The sequence below is a fragment of the Psychrosphaera algicola genome (assembly GCF_028401425.1).
GTDB classification, from domain to species: domain Bacteria; phylum Pseudomonadota; class Gammaproteobacteria; order Enterobacterales; family Alteromonadaceae; genus Psychrosphaera; species Psychrosphaera algicola.
Map to the genome: position 1 here is coordinate 2,221,846 of NZ_JAQOMS010000002.1, position 21,880 is coordinate 2,243,725.

11 protein-coding genes and 5 pseudogenes are annotated in these 21,880 nt (G+C 41.0%); all 16 read right to left on the minus strand.

What is annotated here, in order from left to right:
* Positions 1-92 precede the first annotated feature (92 nt).
* Positions 93-2,171 (minus strand): M13 family metallopeptidase, encoded by a 2,079-nt coding sequence (locus PN838_RS12100; RefSeq protein WP_272180835.1) that lies wholly within the window; start codon positions 2,169-2,171, stop codon positions 93-95.
* A gap of 281 nt (positions 2,172-2,452) precedes the next feature.
* Positions 2,453-4,389: pseudogene (locus PN838_RS12110) on the minus strand (S9 family peptidase).
* 227 nt (positions 4,390-4,616) lie between these two features.
* Positions 4,617-5,309: a tRNA-uridine aminocarboxypropyltransferase gene (locus PN838_RS12115; protein ID WP_252736726.1), complete on the minus strand. Its 693-nt coding sequence runs from the start codon at positions 5,307-5,309 to the stop codon at positions 4,617-4,619.
* Positions 5,309-6,286, minus strand: a complete 978-nt coding sequence (locus PN838_RS12120; RefSeq protein ID WP_272180838.1) for an FHA domain-containing protein — start codon at positions 6,284-6,286, stop codon at positions 5,309-5,311. The genes PN838_RS12115 and PN838_RS12120 overlap by 1 nt, the downstream gene beginning before the upstream one ends.
* Positions 6,277-7,557: a S1 family peptidase gene (locus tag PN838_RS12125; protein ID WP_215963401.1), complete on the minus strand. Its 1,281-nt coding sequence runs from the start codon at positions 7,555-7,557 to the stop codon at positions 6,277-6,279. The genes PN838_RS12120 and PN838_RS12125 overlap by 10 nt, the downstream gene beginning before the upstream one ends.
* 100 nt (positions 7,558-7,657) lie before the next feature.
* Positions 7,658-9,083 (minus strand): annotated as a pseudogene (gene lpdA, locus PN838_RS12130) (dihydrolipoyl dehydrogenase).
* A gap of 170 nt (positions 9,084-9,253) precedes the next feature.
* Positions 9,254-11,240 (minus strand): annotated as a pseudogene (gene aceF / locus PN838_RS12135) (pyruvate dehydrogenase complex dihydrolipoyllysine-residue acetyltransferase).
* 23 nt (positions 11,241-11,263) lie between these two features.
* Positions 11,264-13,940, minus strand: a pseudogene (gene aceE / locus PN838_RS12140) (pyruvate dehydrogenase (acetyl-transferring), homodimeric type).
* An 80-nt stretch (positions 13,941-14,020) separates the two neighbouring features.
* Entirely contained in the window at positions 14,021-14,395 is a 375-nt protein-coding gene (locus tag PN838_RS12145) for an FCD domain-containing protein (RefSeq protein ID WP_272180839.1), read from the minus strand.
* Positions 14,377-14,775 (minus strand): GntR family transcriptional regulator, encoded by a 399-nt coding sequence (locus PN838_RS12150; RefSeq protein ID WP_272180840.1) that lies wholly within the window; start codon positions 14,773-14,775, stop codon positions 14,377-14,379. The genes PN838_RS12145 and PN838_RS12150 overlap by 19 nt, the downstream gene beginning before the upstream one ends.
* A gap of 173 nt (positions 14,776-14,948) precedes the next feature.
* Positions 14,949-15,698 carry a regulatory signaling modulator protein AmpE gene (gene ampE, locus PN838_RS12155; RefSeq protein WP_272180841.1) on the minus strand — a complete coding sequence of 250 codons (750 nt, stop codon included), beginning with the start codon at positions 15,696-15,698 and terminating at the stop codon, positions 14,949-14,951.
* 2 nt (positions 15,699-15,700) lie between these two features.
* Positions 15,701-15,880, minus strand: a complete 180-nt coding sequence (locus tag PN838_RS12160; RefSeq protein WP_272180842.1) for a hypothetical protein — start codon at positions 15,878-15,880, stop codon at positions 15,701-15,703.
* A 33-nt stretch (positions 15,881-15,913) separates the two neighbouring features.
* A pseudogene (gene ampD / locus PN838_RS27305) lies at positions 15,914-16,512 on the minus strand (1,6-anhydro-N-acetylmuramyl-L-alanine amidase AmpD).
* A 10-nt stretch (positions 16,513-16,522) separates the two neighbouring features.
* Complete coding sequence (locus PN838_RS12170; RefSeq protein WP_272180844.1) at positions 16,523-19,225, minus strand: ATP-binding protein; 2,703 nt, start codon at positions 19,223-19,225, stop codon at positions 16,523-16,525.
* A 94-nt stretch (positions 19,226-19,319) separates the two neighbouring features.
* A complete protein-coding gene (locus PN838_RS12175) occupies positions 19,320-20,147 on the minus strand; it encodes an MBL fold metallo-hydrolase (RefSeq protein ID WP_272180845.1) in 828 nt (275 codons plus the stop codon).
* A gap of 180 nt (positions 20,148-20,327) precedes the next feature.
* Positions 20,328-21,863: a M17 family metallopeptidase gene (locus PN838_RS12180; RefSeq protein ID WP_272180846.1), complete on the minus strand. Its 1,536-nt coding sequence runs from the start codon at positions 21,861-21,863 to the stop codon at positions 20,328-20,330.
* Positions 21,864-21,880: the final 17 nt, after the last annotated feature.

Here is a 21,880-nt window from a genome sequence, read left to right on the forward strand (position 1 = left end):
ATGTGAGGCCTTCAATTTAAATATAGTATTTAAAGTCATAATGTTATGCACTAAAAACGCACTAACAGTTTAATGCATAAAGATGCTTTAAATTACCAAATTTTTACACGTTCTTCTTCGGTAAGGTAATGTCCATCACCTTCTTTAACGTCAAACGCTTTATAAAACTCAGGCATGTTTTGAACAATACCATTTACTCTATAACGACTCGGTGAATGTGGGTCAGTTACTAGACGTTCGCTTAATGCTTCATCGCGATATAGACGACGCCATACTTGACCCCAACCTAAGAATACACGTTGCTCGCCAGTAAAGCCGTCTAGCACAGGTGATTTTTTGCCATTTAGAGATAACTGGTACGCTTTATATGCGATAGTTAAACCACCTAAGTCGCCAATGTTTTCGCCTAAAGTTAAATCGCCATTTACAAACTCACCTTCAAACACTTCAAATGCACTGTATTGTGCAGAGAACTTTTCACCGCGCTTTTTAAATTGCGCTTGGTCGGATTCTGTCCACCAGTTTCTTAAGTTGCCATCGCCATCGTACTTAGCACCTTGGTCATCAAAACCATGGCCAATTTCATGCCCGATTACAGCACCAATACCGCCATAGTTAACAGCATCTTCAGCATCTAAGTTGAAGAAAGGTGGTTGTAAAATGGCCGCAGGGAAGACAATCTCGTTCATTACAGGGTTGTAATAGGCATTAACGGTTTGTGGCGTCATGTGCCATTCGCTACGATCGATAGGCTTACCTAGCTTTTCAATATTACGAGTTAATTGCCATTGATTGAAACGCATGTAGTTGCCGACCAAATCACCAGCTTTAATTTCTAATGCAGAGTAATCAGTCCATTTATCTGGGTAACCAATCTTAGGGGTAAATTTAGATAGCTTCTCTAATGCAGAAACCTTAGTTTCTTCACTCATCCACTCTAAATCTTTTATGCCAACTTCAAAGCCTTTAATCACGTTTTGAACTAATTGTTCCATGCGCCTTTTAGCTTCTGGTTTAAAGTGTTCTTTAACGTATAAACGACCCAAAAGTTCGCCAAGTACAGTATCTACACCAGAAACTGCCTTTTTCCAACGTGGACGTTGCTCTTCGATACCTTTAAGTTTTGTACCATAAAACTCAAAACTACGGTCTGCGAAGTCTTTTGATAAATAGTCAGAATATTCGCCAAGTAGTTTCATCTTGAAATATTCTTTCCAAGTTCCAACGTCAACCTTAGTAAACATTTCACCAAACGCTTTCATGTATGTATTTTGAGAAGCGATAACTTCTTTTACATCAGCCAATTTGGTTTCTTTAGCATAGGCCGCCCATGGGAATGTCCCCATGTAAGACGCAAATTCTTCAGTGCTATATTTATTGTAACGTTTGTTTGCATCTCGAGATTCAACACGTGACCATTGTTTAGCGGCTAAATCAGTTTCTAATGCCATAATGCGGCTAGCTGCGCCTTTAGGATCGGCTATGCCCGCCATTTTTAACATGTCAGTTAAATAAGTGACATACGCAATACGATTGTCTTCAGATTTTTTATCATCTTTAGAATAATAATCACGGTCAGGAAGACCTAAGCCTGATTGGAATAGGTATACAGCATATTGATCAGATTTTTTAGCGTCGTTGTTTACGTAAAAACCAAGAGGGCCAGTTACACCCAAACCATATAATTTACCCATCATAGCGGCTAAATCAGTATGGTTGGATAAGCCGTCAATTTCAGCCATTAATGCATTTAATGGCTGCATTCCTAACTTCTCTGACTGTGCTTCATCCATATATGAATTATAAAAATCGCCCAGTTTCTGCTCATCAGAACCCACTTTAGCGTTTTTAGCTTTAGAAGCTTTCTCTATAATCGCTTTTAAATTTTCTTGGGCGTCATCATAAAGCTTTGTAAATGAACCGTAGTTTGACTTATCCGCAGGGATCTTTGTTTCTTGAAGCCATTTACCGTTTGTGTAGATATAAAAATCTTCAGTTGGGGATGCAGAGTCATCGATATTTTTAAGGTCAATGCCCGAAACGAGTTGTTTTTCAGCAACTTGCTCGGCTTGAACTTGACTATTTGTTTCACTTTTAGGAGAGCATGCTGTCAATGACAGTGCCCCCACAGCAAGTGCAACGCTCGCAGCGATTACATTAAGTTTTTTCATTGTGTTGTTCCGGAATTGTAGGCTAAAACCTGTTTTTATTTTTATACTGAATTATGTGATTGAATATAGCGCAATTCAAAATTTCAATATTCGCAATCAGATTAATGATTAACACAGTGTTGTCAATGGATGTAACAAAACCTTACAAATAAGAATGTCTAATTTGACCATTTATTAACCACCCTAGCCTTCATTGAGCTTTAAGGATGAAAGCAGAGTTAAAAGATACAAAAAAGCCTTACAAAAGTAAGGCTTTTTTCATAAAGACTTTTAACTAAAAGTTACTTTAAGTGCTTTTCTAAGAACTTTTCTATTTTAGTATAGAGCTCTAAGCGGTTTTCTTCTTTTCTGAAGCCATGACCTTCATTCTTCTTCATGATCCATTCATCGTCACTAAGCTCGATTCCACGGTCTTCAAGAGCATCACGCAAGTCAGTCGCATGTTTTTTAACAACACGTGGATCTCTCGCCCCTTGGACAATCATTAAAGGCGCTTTGATTTTATCAACATGCGCAAGTGGTGACATACGTTTCATTAATGCTTCGTCATCAGGATCACCAATTCGAGTTTTCATTAGCTCTTTTTGTGGTTCCCAATGCTTTGGCATTGATTCAAATAATAACGCTACGTCTGTTACACCAACATAGTTGATCCCACATTTATAAACATCAGGCGTGAAGGTTAATCCTGCCATCGTTGCATAGCCACCATAACTGGCACCATAAATACAAACTTTATCTGGATCAGCAATGCCCTCTTTAACAAGATAATTTACCGCATCTGTAAGGTCATTTTGCATTTCTGCCCCCACTTACCGCCATAGCCGGCTTTTTGAAATGCTAAACCATAACCGCCTGAACCACGGAAATTAACTTGTACCGTTGCATAACCGCGACTGGCAAAAAATTGGTGCTCAGGATTAAAACCCCAAAAGTCTCGAATACCATAAGGACCGCCATGTGGATTAACAATCAGTGGTACTTTACCTTTGGCCCCTTTAGGTATTGTTAAATAACCGTGAATTGTTAAGCCATCACGACTCGTGAATTTAATCGGTTTCATTGATGACATTTTTTCTGGATCTAACCACTGCATAGTTGGAACCAATGGTTTTAGGCTGTTGTTTCCTTTATTAAATAAATAATAAACACTAGGATCGTTGTCATTGGATACATAAACAATATTCAGTTTTTCATCTTCAGACATGCTAGTAATTGCAACACGTTTACCCTTGAATGCACCTTCTAAAGACGTCATTAAAGTTGCAAAATCTTTATCGAAATAAGCCACTTCTGGGTACTCGTAAAAATAACTCACACCTAACAGCTTTTTCTGCTTACGCGACATCATTAAGCCTGCAACGTCAACTTCGTCGTGGGCAAAAATCAGTTCACCTAATTTATCTTTGACTGGATCGTAGGTATATAGAGCACCCTTATCTCGGCCAACATTAGACGAAACGTACATTGTCTTATTGTCGAACGCAAAACCTAGCGGCGTGATATTTTCATCATCAACGTTAAACTCTTTGATTACTCGAAACTCTTCTTCGTTGGCTTCTTTGTATAAGAACTTTCCTGTGAGGCCCTTAATCGAATACGCACCGCGAACTGCACCATTATGGTCTAAGATCCAACTTTGCACATCACCTGGGTTTCGAGCAATCATGTCCATCTTGCCGTTACGCTCACCACGTTCGCTCCATTTACTATCTAGTGGAACTTTGTATAAATCTGGGGATACTACGCGACGACCATTATATTGGACAATTATGTGGTCTGGATCGTCTGGCAAGGTATGCACAGTTGCAGCAGAACGAATCCCTGACGAATCAACGATTGCACCGACCAACTTAACGACTTTTGGTTTTCTTTTTGTCGTGTTAATTGTGTAAATACTAAACGCTTCATTACCATCGCTATCTAGCGTAAAAACAATATCTTGATCATTAGCCCAAAAGAAGCTGCCCACATCTTGCTCTTTGAAACCAGTGATTGGCTTAACTTTAGTAAGATTGTTGGTTTCCATAATTACAATATTTCGGCGCGTGTTCACTGGTGATAAAACAGCGACATATTTACCATTAGGGGATAGTTGAAGTCCTGAGAATTCTGGGTTTTTGAAAAAATCTTCAACGGGGATCTGATCTGATTTGGCAATAGATTGCCCTGATAAAAGGAGTAGAAACATTACTCCAATATTCAATAAAAATTTCATAGTGTTTATTCCAACTGTTATTTTTTAGTTTTTAGTTTTTAGTTTTTTCGAAAGGGCAATAATGTTGAATTTTAGAATAGTAGAACTACAGCGATTATTAAAGGGTAACGTAAATTTCTATGTGCCCTCAGGCCGCCAATTAAGTCCATCATGTAAATAATTTGATACTGAGAACACTAAATCCCTACAATTAAAGTAGTTGAAAATTATAGAATTACGCGATCTATTTAGCGTTTGAAGTGTTGATATCCACTTCTGAAACGTTGAAATAATGCCTCTAATCGCTCACCCAATTCCACCTCTTCATTTTCCTTAAACAGTGCAATAGCAACTTCAACCGTACTTAGATGATGATCATGGTAGGCCTCACGCAATTGATAATCACCTCGTGAGGCGTCATTTAATTGTAAAACAGGCAGATGTTGCAAATAAGGTGATTTGATAAACATCTTTTTAGCCTGACGCCATGTGCCATCCAAAAATACAAATAATGGCCGTCGACCTTTTCTCGCCTCTAGATTCGGCAATTCAGACAGTTGTCGGCTTGTTTCAACATTATCGTGAGGGAAGATAATCACGGGAAACCATTTAGGATCGTCTAATAATTCAATTAACTTAGGATCGCATTCTGTACGCTCCCAACGAAAAGCGAAGTTATCGGTGACCAGATCACAAATGAGTTGCCCTGTATTTGACGGTTTAAAATACTCAGCATGATACATCAACATACAAACGCCGATTTCACCCGGAATCGGTTCGCTACCGCAAATGCATTTTGACTCACCCAGCAAACAGGCTGAGCAACGTTTTAACGAAGCCCCGCGGGCTTTAAATTCGCGTGTCGACAACTTTAATTGTGCGGTTCTTAACACTTGGACTGAATTAATGTGCTCAACCCCATTACACATTGGTTTCAACATTATTTATCGGCTTCCGCGTTTCTGCGTTTGGCTTCTAATGTCGCCTTTTTATACAAGCTCTGTGTCTCAACTAAAATACTATCCGCCGATTCTGGAGACGCAAGCAACCACTTCGATGGCAAGACCTTACTATTCATTGTTGGGAATAATTTAACCTTATCGTCGCCTTTATCATTGATATAAGACAACGATGCAATAGCCAGAACAAGTACAGTTGAAACGCCAGCAATACGTTGCAGGCTCATGTTGCTCGCTAGATAAAAACTGCCGCCTAAAAATATCATTAATAGAGCATAATCGATGAGCTCAGCACCAATATAAATACTAACGTTGTCACCCCAGTTAAATAAAAGAACTGAGCCAATAGCAGCGAGAACCAACCAGCAAATAGCAAGCAGATAGCAAAAGGTCACAATAGTGAAAAACTTGACGTCCTTTTTAAATACACGCGCTGCAATGGATACCAACAACGGAAATATAAACAACGCTAGTACGCTAAAAATGGCGGTAACGGTGAGTTTGCTCCAAATAACTTCTTGGTAGGTTTCGTAATATTTGTCGACCAACAAAATCAAAAAGTAAATCGCAATGGCTAACAAAGACCAATACCAATGATTGGCTGCTCGTGCTATGTCTTCTATTACGTTAATCTTTTTAGCGGGCGCAACAGAATGTAATGGTAATAAAACTCGAATAAATACTTTGCCAAAAACAAAAACATCCCCTGACGTTACCGTTTCGACAGGTTTAAGTTGTTTATTATGTTTATCTTTTATGCCATTTACCGAGCCACTGTCGACTAACAGTAAACTGCCGTCTTCGGATAGTTTGAGTTCCGCGTGATACGGGCACACATGCTCTTCTTGCAATACCAGATCGTTGTCATATGCTCGACCAATGCGAATAGTTTCACCTTGGACTTTATGTAACGCCAGAACCTTGTTGTTTCGGGTAACAACTTCAATCATTAATTCCATGAAATACTCTCAACAAATTTAGTGAAAAAGGACTGCGCTGTAGTTTCACTAACACCCTGCAGTACATAACGACCCACTAACGTTTGGTCATTTTTATCGAGTAATAAAGAATGGAATCTTACGTCATACAAGCCTGGGTATTTTCGATAAGCCCTAACACAGCTAATGCCCTTAGACGTTGTTTTAAGTGTGTTATTAATAAGTGCTTCTTGGCAATAAAAATCGGTCACATCATCTTGGCCAGCGTTATTTCGGCTGTATTGTCGATTCAATGTTTGCGTAAATAAAGTAGCTAATTGCAACTCATTTAACTTATCAGAGTGGATCCAACTGAATCCCATTTGCGCATGACCCGTCGTCATATCACTGCTTAAATAAATCCGTTCGTTTAAAGCACAATTTGTCGAGGCTGCCGTATACAATTCTTTTTCTTTATCTTGATTTGAGTCACCCCAACAAGGCATAAAGTCGCTGAGTTCATTTGGGACTTTTGCCTGCCCTAAACTGTACAATGGCCATTCAGATTGAATTAAATCTTGGAACAATGCACTTTGGTTCTCTGTAAGCTGCTTGGTGATACGTTCGACAAAAAACGCCTCTTCCTTTTTGACGTCTAACGTCTCTAATGCCTGCTCTCTTAAATTGAAAAGTCTGTCCACTGGTACAAGAAAACCAATTTGATTACCTGCTGACGCAACGTTAATGCCGACTACATTACCAAATTCATCAACCGTAGGTCCGCCTGACATACCAGAGTTTATTGACCCCGTAAAATGGATCCGCTTATAGAAACTTTTTGATTTAATACCATTGTATGTGCCCGGAACCACTATCATGCCTAAGTCATGCGGATTACCAAGTGAATAGATTTCCTGTCCTTTTGTTGGCGGCTCAGAAGCAAGCGGAAAATGAACAGGCCAAGGCTGTTTCGCGTCTAATATAGCAAGATCATTAATAACATCGATATCGACGACATCAACAATATGGGTCTGCTCGTTGTTGTCCAATAACTCCAGCCGATATTGCTCTGGGGATTGAATAAAATTAGAGATAACGTGGTAATTAGTCACGATATGGCCACTTTCAGAGATAAAAAAGCCAGTACCAATCGATGATTTCTGACCAGATTCAATATTGATACATTTAATCTGCACAAGCGCTGGACTGTAATTTGAAAAGAGTGCTTCAGCTTCGTTTGCTTTGGTTTGAAAACTAAAGATAAAACTGAACAAAACCAGACAACTAACAACAAGATGTCGAAATAACTGCATTAATGAAGGTTCCTAGAAAACAAAAAAGCCGCAATATGCGGCCTTTAAAATATGGTTAGCCAGAAGCTAACTTAGAAAATCCTGATGCGTTAGTAAAGAACTACTTTTTCTTTTTCGCTTTAGGATTAGGAAGGTCAGTAATTGACCCTTCATACATCTCAGCAGCTAAGCCGATAGATTCATTTAGCGTTGGGTGAGCATGTACAGTTAACGCGATGTCTTCCGCGTCTGCGCCCATTTCAATTGCTAAACCAATTTCACCTAGCATTTCACCCGCATTGATACCAACAATCGCGCCACCTAAGATGCGGTGAGAGTCTTTATCAAAGATAAGCTTAGTGAAACCTTCTGTTCTTGCAGAAGCAATCGCACGACCTGAAGCCGCCCAAGGGAATTTAGCTGATTCGTAGTTCAAACCTTGCTCTTTCGCTTCTTTTTCAGTTACGCCAACCCAAGCCATTTCTGGATCGGTATACGCAATAGAAGGAATTGCTTGAGGTTCAAAGAAATGTTTCTTACCAGAAATAACTTCTGCTGCAACATGTGCTTCATGAACGGCTTTGTGAGCAAGCATAGGTTGACCTACAACGTCACCAATCGCAAAGATGTGATTTACGTTTGTGCGAAGTTGCTTATCTACGTTAATAAAGCCACGTTCGTCTACAGCAACACCAGCTTTCGTCGCATCACATAAGTTACCGTTTGGTTTACGGCCAACAGCAACTAAAATCTTGTCATAACGTACAGGTTCAGCAGGCGCTTTTTTGCCTTCGAACGTTACGTATAAACCGTCATCTTTAGCTTCAACGCCAACAACTTTAGTTGATAACATGATGTTAAAGCGGTCTTTATTGTATTTAGAATAAACTTGAACAACGTCTTTATCAGCCGCAGGAACAAGTTGGTCTAAAAATTCGACAACTGAAACGTTTGAACCTAATGCCGCGTATACCGTACCCATTTCTAGACCGATAATACCACCACCAAGAACTAACATTTCGCCTTATGACGTCTTTAAGTTCTAACGCGCCAGTTGAATCGATTACACGGTCATCTTCTGGGATGAAAGGTAAGTTAACAGGTTCAGAACCTGCTGCGATGATTGCATTATCAAACGTAATGTTTGTCACGCCGTCAGCACCGTTAACCGCTAAAGTGTTGCTACCAGTAAATTTACCGTAACCATTAACCACTTTAACTTTACGCATTTTAGACATACCGTCTAAACCGCCAGTTAATTGAGAAACAACGCTATCTTTCCATGAGCGGATCTTATCTAGATCAATTTCAGGTGCGCCAAATGTAACACCATGAGACGCCATATCTTTTGCATCGTCGATGACTTTAGCCACGTGCAATAACGCTTTTGAAGGGATACAACCTACGTTAAGACAAACACCACCAAGTGTGCTGCGTGCTTCAACTAAAGTTACGTCTAAACCTAAATCGGCAGCACGAAATGCCGCTGAATATCCGCCTGGACCTGCACCAAGAACCACTACTTGGGTTTTGATATCGTTACTCATTATTAACCTCTATTTGCTGGTAGGGTAATAAGAAAGGTACATACCTTTCCGAATTCATTATTCTAATTACAGAAAAACGACTTGAAAACTTTCAATCTCCAAATCAAATTTTTCGGAGTTTAGCACTCCGATTTAAAAAAGTCCTGCACACGCAGGACTTTCTTGTTGTTTTATAACACTAACTTGCGGATATCTGTCATTACTTGACTGATGTGCACTGTAAAGCGTGCTGCTAACGCGCCGTCAATAACACGGTGGTCGTAAGATAGTGATAAAGGCAACATTAGTTTAGGTACAAAATCAGAACCATTCCACTTTGGCTTAATTTCAGATTTAGAAACACCTAAAATACCCACTTCTGGTGAATTAACGATTGGCGTAAATGCCGTACCGCCGATGCCACCTAGTGAAGATATAGTGAAACAACCACCTTGCATATCTTTCGCCGTTAACTTGCCATTACGTGCTTTATTAGAGATTTCCATTAATTCACGTGAAATTTCGTTAACGCCTTTTTATCAACATCACGAACAACCGGAACAACTAGGCCGTTTGGTGTATCTACAGCAATACCAATATGAACATACTTCTTAAGAATGATGCTTTCGCCGTCTAAACTTAAAGAAGAATTAAATTGTGGGTACGCTAGTAATGCAGAAGCACATGCTTTCATAATAAAGACAAGTGGCGTGATCTTAAGATCAGATTTCTGTTTTTGTAACAGCGCGTTTTGTTCTTTACGGAACGCTTCGACTTCGGTGATATCAGCTTCGTCAAACTGTGTAACGTGTGGGATAGTTACCCAGTTACGATGTAAGTTAGGACCTGAAATCTTTTGGATACGTGTTAGTGGCTTCTCTTCAACTTCTCCAAATTTAGAGAAATCAACTTTAGGCTGTGCAAGCACTTGTAATCCACCGTTGCCGGCAGCAACACTTGACGCTGCAGTTGCTTTTGGACGTGACAATTCGTATTTAACATACGATTTTACATCGTCGGCTAAAATACGACCTTTACGACCAGAGCCTGTAACTTTCGTTAAATCCACACCAAATTCACTTGCTAAACGACGTACCGAAGGCGTCGCGTGAATTTGTTTACCTGAAGCAGAGCCACCAGCTTGTGATGGGTGCGCTAGGGCAACAGGTGGTGCTTTTTCGCTGGCGCAGCTGGTGCCGGAGCACTCGTTGCTGGCGCTGCCGCTGCTACTGGAGCAGGTGCCGCACTTTTAGTTTCAATAACGGCAATCAACTTGCCTTGAGAAACTTTGTCACCATTGGCGACTTTTAGTTCTTTAACGATACCCGCAAAAGGTGCAGGTACATCCATTGTCGCTTTATCTGTCTCAAGTGTAATTAACCCTTGCTCAGCTTCAACTTCGTCGCCTACGGCAACAAGTATGTCGATAACGTCAACTTCTTCGTCAGTACCAATATCCGGAACTTCTACGTCTTTCGCTTCTGCAACAGCAGCAACTTGAGCAACTGGTGCAGGAGCTGCTTCAACCGGAGCAGGTGCCGCAACTGGCGCTGCTGATTGTGCAGGTGCCGCAGCAACAGGCGCAGCCGCAGAACTTGTCTCTAGTAACAACACAAGTGACCCTTGGGTGACTTTACCGCCAACAGCAACTTTAATTTCTTTAACAACACCGTCTTCAGGGCAAGGCACGTCCATTGTTGCTTTGTCTGTTTCAAGAGTGATTAATCCATCTTCTTTTGAAACAGAATCACCAACAGCAACCAACAAGTCAATAATCTCAACTTCGTCGTCAGTGCCGATATCAGGTACAGCAACTTCAATTACTGCACTTGTTGTCGCAACTGGTGCCGCTTCAACCGCCGGAGCGGGTGTTGGAGCAGCTTCTGGCGCAGCCACTGGCGCTTCAACAACTGGCGCTGCAGTTTCTGCAGGAGCAGACGCACCTACTTCAACCGTAATTAATAAACCGCCTTCAGAAACCTTATCGCCTTCTGCAACTTTAATTTCTTTAACCGTCCCTGCAAATGGTGCCGGGATGTCCATTGTCGCTTTGTCTGTTTCGACAACAACAATTGAATCTTCTTCAACAATTGCATCGCCTACAGCAACACAAAGTTCAATTACTTCAACTTCATCGCCGCCCACATCTGGGACTAGAATGTCTTTTAAATTAGCCATCTAAATTTTCTCCTAAGCCGTGATTAAGCGTAAAGTGGGTTAAGTTTCTCAGCGTCAATGCCTAAATCAGCAATCGCTTGAGTAACAACTTTGGCTTCAATATCACCGCTACGTGCCAATTCACTTAGTGCTGCGACAACGACATAGTTGTGGTCAACTTCAAAGTGACGACGTAAGTTTTCACGGCTATCTGAACGACCGAACCCATCTGTTCCTAATACACGGTAAGGTGCTGGCACATAAGCGCGAATTTGATCAGCGTAACTCTTAATGTAATCGGTAGCAGCAATGACTGGACCAGTACCTTGCTCTAACAATTCAGTAACATACGCTTTTTGAACCGGAGCTTCTGGATTTAGCATGTTGAAACGGTCAACATCTTGGCCTTCACGTGCAAGTTCATTAAATGATGGCGCACTGAATACTTCAGCAGATACACCATATTTTTCAGCCAAAATTTCAGCTGCTTTACGAACCTGTAATAAAATCGTACCTGAACCTAATAGACGAACATTCGCTTTCGCTTTTTAGGTTTAACATCGTCAAGCTTATAAATACCTTTGATGATGCCCTCTTCAACGCCTTCAGGCATTGCAGGTTGAACATAGTTTTCGTTCATGACAGTTAAGTAATAGAACACATTCTCGTTGTCACCGTACATACGACGCATACCGTCTTGTACAATAACCGCTAACTCATAACCATATGTTGGGTCATAAGTAATACAGTTAGGCACTGTACCAAAGTGAGAATGAGTATGACCATCTTGGTGTTGTAAACCTTCACCATTCAATGTTGTACGTCCCGCAGTACCACCGACCAAGAAACCACGAGCCTGTGAATCACCAGCGGCCCACACCATGTCACCGACACGTTGGAAACCGAACATTGAGTAATAGATGTAGAACGGGATCATTGGTTCATTGTTGTTTGAGTATGACGTTGCCGCAGCAAGCCAGTCAGACATAGCACCAAGTTCGTTAATCCCTTCTTGTAATACTTGACCTTTCTTATCTTCACGATAATAAGCAACTTGGTCTGCATCTTGAGGCGTATATTTTTGGCCTTCGTGGGCATAAATACCAACTTGGCGGAATAAACCTTCAAGACCAAATGTACGTGCTTCGTCAGGAATGATTGGCACAATACGTTTACCGATTTGTTTGTCTTTAATAACTGCAGACAAGATTCGGCCAAACGCCATAGTCGTTGAAATTTCACGACCGTTTGAACCTTTAGTAATTGCTTCAAATGCCTTTAAGTCTGGCATATTCATTTCGACGTCTGAATTACGACGACGAGCAGGTAGGTAACCACCTAATGCTTCACGACGACCATGCATGTACTTATATTCTTCACTGCCCTCAGGGAAAGTGACATAAGGTACATTCGGTAAATCTTCGTCAGAAATGTCTAGGTGATGGCGGTCACGGTAAGCTTTTAATGCTTCGAGGTCCATTTTCTTAACACCGTGAGCGATGTTTTTACCTTCACCAGCGTCACCCATGCCATAACCTTTAACCGTTTTGGCTAAGATAACTTGTGGACGACCTTTGGTATTTTTAGCACGGTCATAAGCAGCGTAAACTTTAACTGGATCATGGCCACCACGATTCAAGCGCCAGATATCAGCGTCTGACATGTTTGCAACCATAGCCGCCGTTTCAGGTGTTTTACCAAAGAAATTATCACGAGTGTACTTGCCACCTTTCGCTTTATAATTTTGGTATTCACCATCTACTGTGCTTTCCATTATTTCTAATAACTTGCCGTCTTTATCGCGAGAAATTAGTGGATCCCAGTAAGAACCCCAAATAACTTTAATCACTTCCCAGCCTGCGCCACGGAATGTGCCTTCAAGTTCTTGTATAATGCTGCCGTTACCACGAACAGGACCGTCAAGACGTTGTAAGTTACAGTTGATAACAAAAGTTAAGTTATCTAACCCTTCACGAGCTGCTATAGGCCAATTGCACCTAGTGCTTCTGGCTCATCACATTCACCGTCGCCCATAAAGCAATATACACGTTGCTCTGAACAATCTTTGATACCACGGTCTGTCAAATATTTTAAGAAACGAGCTTGATAAATAGCTGCAATTGGACCTAAGCCCATAGAAACCGTTGGGAACTGCCAGAAATCAGGCATCAACTTAGGGTGTGGGTAAGACGACAAACCATCTGAATCAGCTTCTTGACGGAAATTATCTAGCTGCTCTTCAGTTAAACGACCTTCAACAAATGCACGAGAGTAAATACCCGGAGATACGTGGCCTTGAATGTAAAGGAAATCGCCGCCTTTATTGTCTTTGTCAGCTTTGAAGAAGTGGTTGAAACCTACATCGTATAACATCGCAGACGATGCAAAAGATGAAATATGTCCACCTAACTCTAAATCTTTTTCGAACCACGAACAACCATCGCCAATGCGTTCCAGCGGATTGCTGAACGAATACGTGACTCTAACGTTCGGTCACCTTAGCATTTGCGGCTCTTGCCCAGCGGGGATCGTATTTAGATACGCAGTAGTTGGCGAGTAAGGTAAATGTGCGCCATTGCGTCGAGCTTTGTCGATAAGTGCTTCCAATATTTGGTGAGCACGTTCCGCCCCGTCTTGCTCCAGAACTGCTTCAATCGACTCAAGCCATTCTTGAGTTTCTTGTGGATCAATATCCTGATTCAAATTTAGGTTCTCTGACATAGTTTCAGGTTCCTGTAGTTATTTGTCATTGTTAATATCTGGGATTATGAAGCTTAGTCGCAATATGCATAATTGTAATGCTATTTGCTGCTTAAAAGACGCCTCACAGACCCCTGAATTCGGTTATGTTCATGATCCAGCTTTAACAAAGACTGTTCAATAAACGCCAAATGTTGACCACTGGCCAACCTTGCTTGTTCCGGCTCACCATCTAAGATAGCTTGCATCAATTTTTCTCTATGCTGACTTAACTGACCACGTATTTCATTGTGACCACTAAAAACCAGCAAGTTTTCTTTTACGTTATGTAAAATTAGTTCTCTAATGCCCCGCAACAAATGTAACAGCAGGACATTATGTGAAGCTTCAGCAATCGCGAGATAAAAATCGACAACGGCTTTAGCTAAAGCTTCCAAGTCTTCACTACTTTCTTGGCTTACAACAGTTTGATACACCGCTTGAATACGCTTTTATCTTCATCGGTGCCACGCAGCGCTGCGTAATATGCGATGACACTTTCAAGTGCACATCGAAATTCGAGTAGGTCGTAATGTGATTCTGGGCTATTTGCTAGTAATTCAAATAATGGTTCAGCTAAAGGTGCGTCAAGTTGGTTGCAAACAAATGTGCCACCGCCTTGTTTACGAGTAACAATACCCCTAGCTTCTAGCTTTTTAATGGCATCTCTAACAGAAGGACGGGATACACCGTACTGAGCTGCTAGATCTCGCTCCGATGCGAGTTTACTACCTGCGCCATAGGTTCCGTCAATGATCAGCTTTTCTAATTGCGCTGCCACTTGTTCAGAAACTTTAGTTGCCACTACTTTAGCCACAAATACATTCCATTAATTGACCATTCAAGCCACTTGGTAAATTGGTCTTACCATTATAAGACGAAGAATAATATCAATTATGAATAAAAATGTAAACCTTTCCAAATGAGGCTAGACCACTGCCATGACAACCAAATTTAAATTAATATATTCAACAACTTACAAAATCCCTTTTAGACAATGTAGCCATACAAGGTCAATAAAGCGACAACCACAACAAACAGTGCCATGTTACGTTTCGCAAGTTTTACCATGTTTTTTTCATTGCTTTGAGGATGACCACCTTCTGCGGCATGGGCGACTTCCGTAATCATTTGATATGCCGGTACGCTAAAATTAGCAGCTAATTTTAGATAGGATTCTAAGCCATTTGAAAAATGGCCAACAAACATAAACCCAACACTGACAAATCGAGCCGGCAGCCAGAACATCCACTCATTCCAAGCTTTTAACGTAGATATAACATTATCAGGCAATCTGTTTTTGAGTGATTTACTTTCAAATAAATAAAGTGCGGTGGCGTAAAAAACGATGCCGGGAAGACCAAAGATAACAAAGTAAAAAATAGGAGCTGCGTAATATTTAAAATTACACCAAATGAGGCTTTCTGATAATGGCTTTGGTTCAGGGGCGATAGTAACCGTATCGGCGAGCTCATCAGTCGCTTCGGTTTGAGCAACTTCCTGTTCAGCATTTTCTGGGGCGCTGTCGGAGGTATTGGTTGTGGCCTGAACATTTGTTGCAAACCCCTGTTCAGACAATTCTGATTGCAATAAATTCATCGCTTCAACGTCATTGCGATTTTCAGCATTCAAATACTGACGATAAAACGCACGTACTTCTGTATTACCGATGATCACGGCTAAAACAACTAAATTAGCCGCAAACTCTATTAAGCCAATATCAATAAAATACAGCAGCAAGCCTATCGATACAGCGGGAGCGCAACAAAAAGTAAAATCGCAGGTGACTCTGTGTCTTTTCTGAAAAACTTAGGCAATAGTTTGTCCAAATACCAAGTTAGATAAGGAGTTACATGCCATTTAGTTCCTTGTAGTGCAACTCGCTCAGTTACCAATACCAAAAGCAATAATATTAAAGTCATCTTTTGTCCCGTATCTACTAGCAAAATGCCAATTTATAAATTTGATTTCGTTTCAGTTTGGACCAGCTCAGTTTTGTATTTTTGCCAATCAAAGCTAGCCCTAGGATCTGTTTTCCTATCCGGTGCAATATGGACGTGACCAACAATATTTTCAACTGTAATTTTGGTAAAGATTTCCCTGATTGTTTGAGTCACTTGGATCAAAGTGTGATATTGCTGTTCAGTATATGGTAAAACGTCGGTTCCCTGTAATTCAATCCCCACCGAAAAGTCATTACAGGCTTCACGTCCTTTATGCTGACTCACGCCCGCATGCCAAGCACTTTTATTAAGCGGTACAAACTGCACTATACTGCCATCACGACGAATGTATAAATGGGCCGAAACACAGATCCCATCAAGTTCTTTCAACGTAGGATAAACTTCCGTATCCAGTTTATTACAAAAAATTCCTCGACACAACGATTATAAAAATCAGACTCTGTGCGTGCTGGAGGCAAACTGATATTGTGGATTACCAACAGATCAACATACCCATTTATTGCACTTGGCTGACATTTTCTTTCGCTAAAATTAGGCGATGGACAACGCTCTGCCCCTGCAATCCAAATATCTTGTTGCGCTTGCTTCATATTAATCAACTTAAGACTGCACCGAATTATTTGCTAACACGGCTTCCACCAATTGGACAAAGTCGCCAAACTCATTAGTTAGTATAGTCCAATCACAAATATCTAGAGCTAAATGTTCTTTCGCGGTGACTTCGCAAACACTAGCTGCTGCACCTAGCTCCACAAAACCGTAGCTGCCGGCAGCGCCTTTTACTTTATGGAATTCAGACCTTAAACCGGCCAAATCTTGGTCATGGATTAATGTCTTAATCAAAGAGCATTGACTAACGAGTTGTGTTAAATAGTTTTCACGTAATGATTTCATTTGTGCTTCTGGGAGCACAAACTCTGGCTCGGTTTCCCTATCTGCCGCTAAGTGTCGCTGCAGAACTTTGAAGAACTCTTGTTTTTCAACTGGTTTCGCAATTGTGCCATTACAACCCGCTTTCAGGTGCCGATCTATATCTTCGCGCATCACATTTGCTGTGAGCGCGTAAACAGGGGTGTCGACGCCAGCTTGTCTTAACAGTTGTGTCGCTTCAATGCCTCCCATTATTGGCATTTGCATGTCCATTAAGATTAGGTCGAAATCTTCGATTAGGGCTTTTTCAACAGCCTGTTCACCATTTTCAACCATAACAAAATCAACATTAACCGATTGCAAAAGTAATCCAAACAAGTATTGGTTGTCTTCAACATCCTCGGCAACAAGAACACGCCCCACCATTTTCTCAGACGTACCGGCATTTGCTTTTGGTTTATTTTCGTGCAAATCACAACTCGGTGTTACCTCAGCAAGCTCTTCGAGATTATTGATAAGAGGCGTTTCAAACTCGTCATTATCCAAAGATAACGCAAAGTTCATAACAAACTCACTGCCTTTTTCTTCTTCGCTAAAGACCCGAATATCACCACCAAGTAAATGAGTTAAACTTTTAGAAATAACTAAGCCAAGACCAGTGCCGCCGAACCGTCGAGAAATGCTCACATCGGCTTGCACAAATGGTGTAAAGATACGTTGCTGAACGTCCGCGCTCATACCAATTCCACTATCGCTAACTGTCACTTCTATTAGTTTTGTTTGTTGAATATAACGAACATCGATATGGATGAAACCTTCGGCTGTGAACTTTATCGCGTTGCTTGCTAGGTTTAACAAAACCTGTCGTAACCTTGTGGCGTCAGTTCGAACAAGACGCGGGAGCGGGAAGTGCTGATTAAATTGAAACTCTAAGTCTTTATCTGCAGCCTGTGACGACAAAATGGAGATCACATCGTTAAACAATTCAAACATGTCAAACTCTGAAACCTCAAGCTCCAGTTTTTCAGACTCTATTTTAGACAGATCCAATATGTCATTTATCAAAGCCAACAAATGTTTACCGCTTTTTAAAACTCTAGTGAGTAAATCCATTTGGTATTTAGAACTTGGCATGTCTGCAATAACCTGTTCGGTAAAGCCCAAAATTGCAGTCAGTGGGGTACGAATCTCATGGCTAATATTAGCAACAAATGCACTCTTTAAATCATTGGCCTGTTCTGATATTTGCTTAGCAACCTCTAGGTCACGATTAGAATTTGCCAAAGCATAGTTTGTTTTCTCTAGCTCTTCGGTACGTTCTTTTACTTTATATTCTAAGCGTAGACGGCTTTCGCGTTCGTTTTCACGATAAACAACTAACTGCCTAACCATGACATTAAACGCGGCAAACAGCTCACCTAACTCATCATTATTAGGCACTTCGAGCTTCACATCCAACATCCCCTGTGCGACTTGTTGTTTCGCATTTGCTAACTTTTCGATTGGTTGTATGACATGCCTCGAAAAAACATAAAATAACAGCATTGGGGCGATGACGACTGAGATAAGGACAATCATCACCGTTAATAATGTGATATTCGATTCATGGTGGCGAACATTCGATTCACTCATGCCGTAAAGCAGCAAGTAGCGCGCATCCATGATTTTGCCAGTGAAAAACACTTTCTGGCTACCATCGTTTATATCTGAAGATTGCAGTTTTCGTGCTGAGTCTAAGAGTCGCTCAAATAACTGACTAGGCAACGTCGTGCCGACATTGTTATAAGGGTATGTAAACAACAACTTACCCTGTAAATCACTAACGATAAAACTGCTAGAGGTTTTGTCTTTTGGTAAATCAAATAACTCCAACCAACTTGGTTTTAGAATTAATTGAACATAGCCCCAATGTGCATCTCCGTCTTCAATATCTTCACCGGTAGCGATCAAAGGTAGTTGAATTTCAATTTTAGGAGCTTCATTTTGCTTTGATATTAGACGCCATACCTGATCCGACAATGTTAGTCGTACGTCGTCAATATTCAATTGTATTGCAGGATTCGCGTAACCAAATATGGGCTCTAAATCTTTGGTGAATAACACTATAGATTCGGTATCGGGATAAGCGGTTGCAAATGTTTCAAAACTTTCGACAATAAATTCTTGGGCAAGGCTATAAGGTAAATCTCGAACAACACGTGTCCGCAACATTTTAATATCGCCAGACGACGAGATAAATTGTAAAGCTGACTTGGCGTTATTAATGTAGTTTTGCATCGCGTTGGAACGATACGTTACGTCGGCTTGAAGTTTGGCGTTTTCAATTTGTACCTGTGCGTCTTTTGTATAATGAAAAGACAACCATCCCAAAATAATCGTGGGGATCAGTATCAGCGGTAGCGTGACTAAAAGTGATTTTTGTTGTAAACGCATTTAAGGAAGTCCATCACCCTAATTTTATTTAAATGTTAGCCGATTACAACAAGTGTAAGGCACCTTTTAAAACTTGCCATTAAAAAACAGCTTATTACTCATATAATGTAGTTATCCAGCGTTCTTCATTAATAAATGACCAACTCCACGCTTGCCACTTTTGATCTAACCCTTGTTCAATTACCTGAGCTAATGTCATCCCTCTCGACTTCATTTCCGACACTTCTGCGAAAGTCGCCACTATCATGTCTTTTAGATTTTTTACACCGACTCTGTCAGTTAAATTACCATGTCCGGGAATAACTTTAGCGGTGTCGTCAATTTGCGCCAAAAGTGTTTCGAGATTTTGAATATAACCTTGGACTGAGCCACCACTTTTAAGATCGATATAAGGAAAACGAGATTCAAACAGCATATCACCCAAATGCCAGACATTATGCTTTTCAAAATAAACTACGGAGTCACCATCGGTATGACCTGAACTTAAATGTTTAACATGAACCCGGTCGTCATTTACATATAATTTAACGCCGTCAGAATAAGTTATCACAGGCAGTCCCGGGCCTTTTTGCTTTACCGACATCCGCTTTCTAACATTCTCGTGAGCTAATATACTGGCTGACTTAGAAAAATAGACGTTACTACCAGTGTGATCACCGTGATAGTGAGTATTTACAACGTAGGTTACTTTATTAGGGGAATTCGGGCTTGCCACTTTAATTGCTTTTTCTATCTTATGGGCAAGTGGTTCAAATTGATCATCCACCATTAAGATGCCATCTGAGCCCGTTAAAATACCGATATTGCCACCTGTACCTGTCAATACAAATACATTACCAACAACTTGAGTTGCAGTGACTTCGACATCGTCAAAACGAGAATTCGAACATACAGCGAACGAGATTAAATTGAGTCCAGCCAATAATGCGATGATTTTTTCATTGTAGTCACTTTAGTGCGTTAATCGCTATTGAATACTACTATAGTCTCAACAATAAAATTGTGAAGTACAATTTAAAATATCATATATTCTCAGCATCTTAGGGAAAGCAAATAGTGAGAAGGGCCATCTAAATAAATTAACTTAGATGGCCATCAGATATTACAAAAACGAAGATAATAAAGCAGCTACTGGCGCAGCCGTAGGTTTACCATGTTGCCAATCACCATTCTCAACACCGCTACCGGCGATATCGATATGAATATAAGGCATAGGTTGAGTTGAGTTCACATCGTGCTGCTCTAACCCAGCGACAAGTGCTAAAAATGCCATCGGAAATTGATGACCACGGGCTGTTACTGCTGACGGTCCATTGTTTGATGACAGCAAATCGTCTGCTTTGGTTCTAGGCTGAACAAAATCATAATCTTCTCTGCGTGACCGACTGGTTTCACATGGGTCACCAATCAAGTCCCCCTGTTTAACCATGTTCTCACCTAATCCCATTTTATATGCCACACCGTTTTCAACTAACGCGGTATATGGCCCTACAGCCCTAGCGGCATGGCCTGTGAGAGTCGCGACGGTAAACAAAATAGGGTTAACTTCAGTAAGCGCTTCATCTTTAAATCGAGACAATAAATCCGCCATAGCTAAACGGCCTTCCGCATCAGTGTTGCCAATACGAACTCGAACACCAGAATGACCGGTAATAATTTCATCTGATACAAATGCTTCTGCACCAATACTGTTGCGCACCGCAGCAAGTTCTGCAACCACTTTAACGCCTTTAGGTGCAAGTTCTGCAACTGACTTCATAAACCCAGCAACCGCTGCTGCACCACCTTTGTCGCGGCTCATACCCGCCATATGTCCGCCGGTTTTTAGATCAGCGCCGCCGGTGTCATAGACAATCCCTTTACCCACCAACATTAAGGTTTTAGTGATTTCACCCTCAGGTATATATTCCAATCGGATGACTCTAGGTTGATGTCTTTCTACTTCAACCGAAGCACGTGCTACGGCCCACATTAATGGATAATCGCGTTCAATCACGGCCATATCATCGACTACACTAACCTTAACATTGCTGTTAGCAAACGAGTCGACACAATATTGCGCAAACTGAGGCGGTGCCATGCGTTCAGGTTCGGTTCCACAAAGATCTCGGGCTACGTACTTGCCACTTTCGATAGCTGCAGCAAGGTTTACGTCTATATTACCTCCGACTAAGCCAATGGTCTGGACGGGCTCGATACTTTCACCATGATATTCTCTCGCCTCTAACGGCTGCCATAAGGCCTGACTAAACCCAAGATAGCTTACCGTAGTGGCATTTTTATAAGTCTCACTTTTATCTGATAAAACAACAAGTAATGGTTTCACCGACCCCATCTTAATCACTTCAACTGCTGCCAATTTTGCAGCATCAAAATAGCGTCTTACGTCATCAAAATAACGTGTTAATTGACCCGTAGGCGCAAGAACTAAGCGTTTTGGGGCTATCTCTTGCGTCACAATAGTCACAACGCTATTGCCTATACGTTGATCAAATTTAGCCTGTTGTTGAATTACAGTTTGGATGTTGTCAGGTAACTCTGCGTCAAATTGTGGTGCGATGATTACAACGGAATCCCAACTTGGATCACTAAGTGCAGTTTGTAATTCTGATATTAAGATAGGTTTTGGATAAGACATACGGCATTACTCTATTA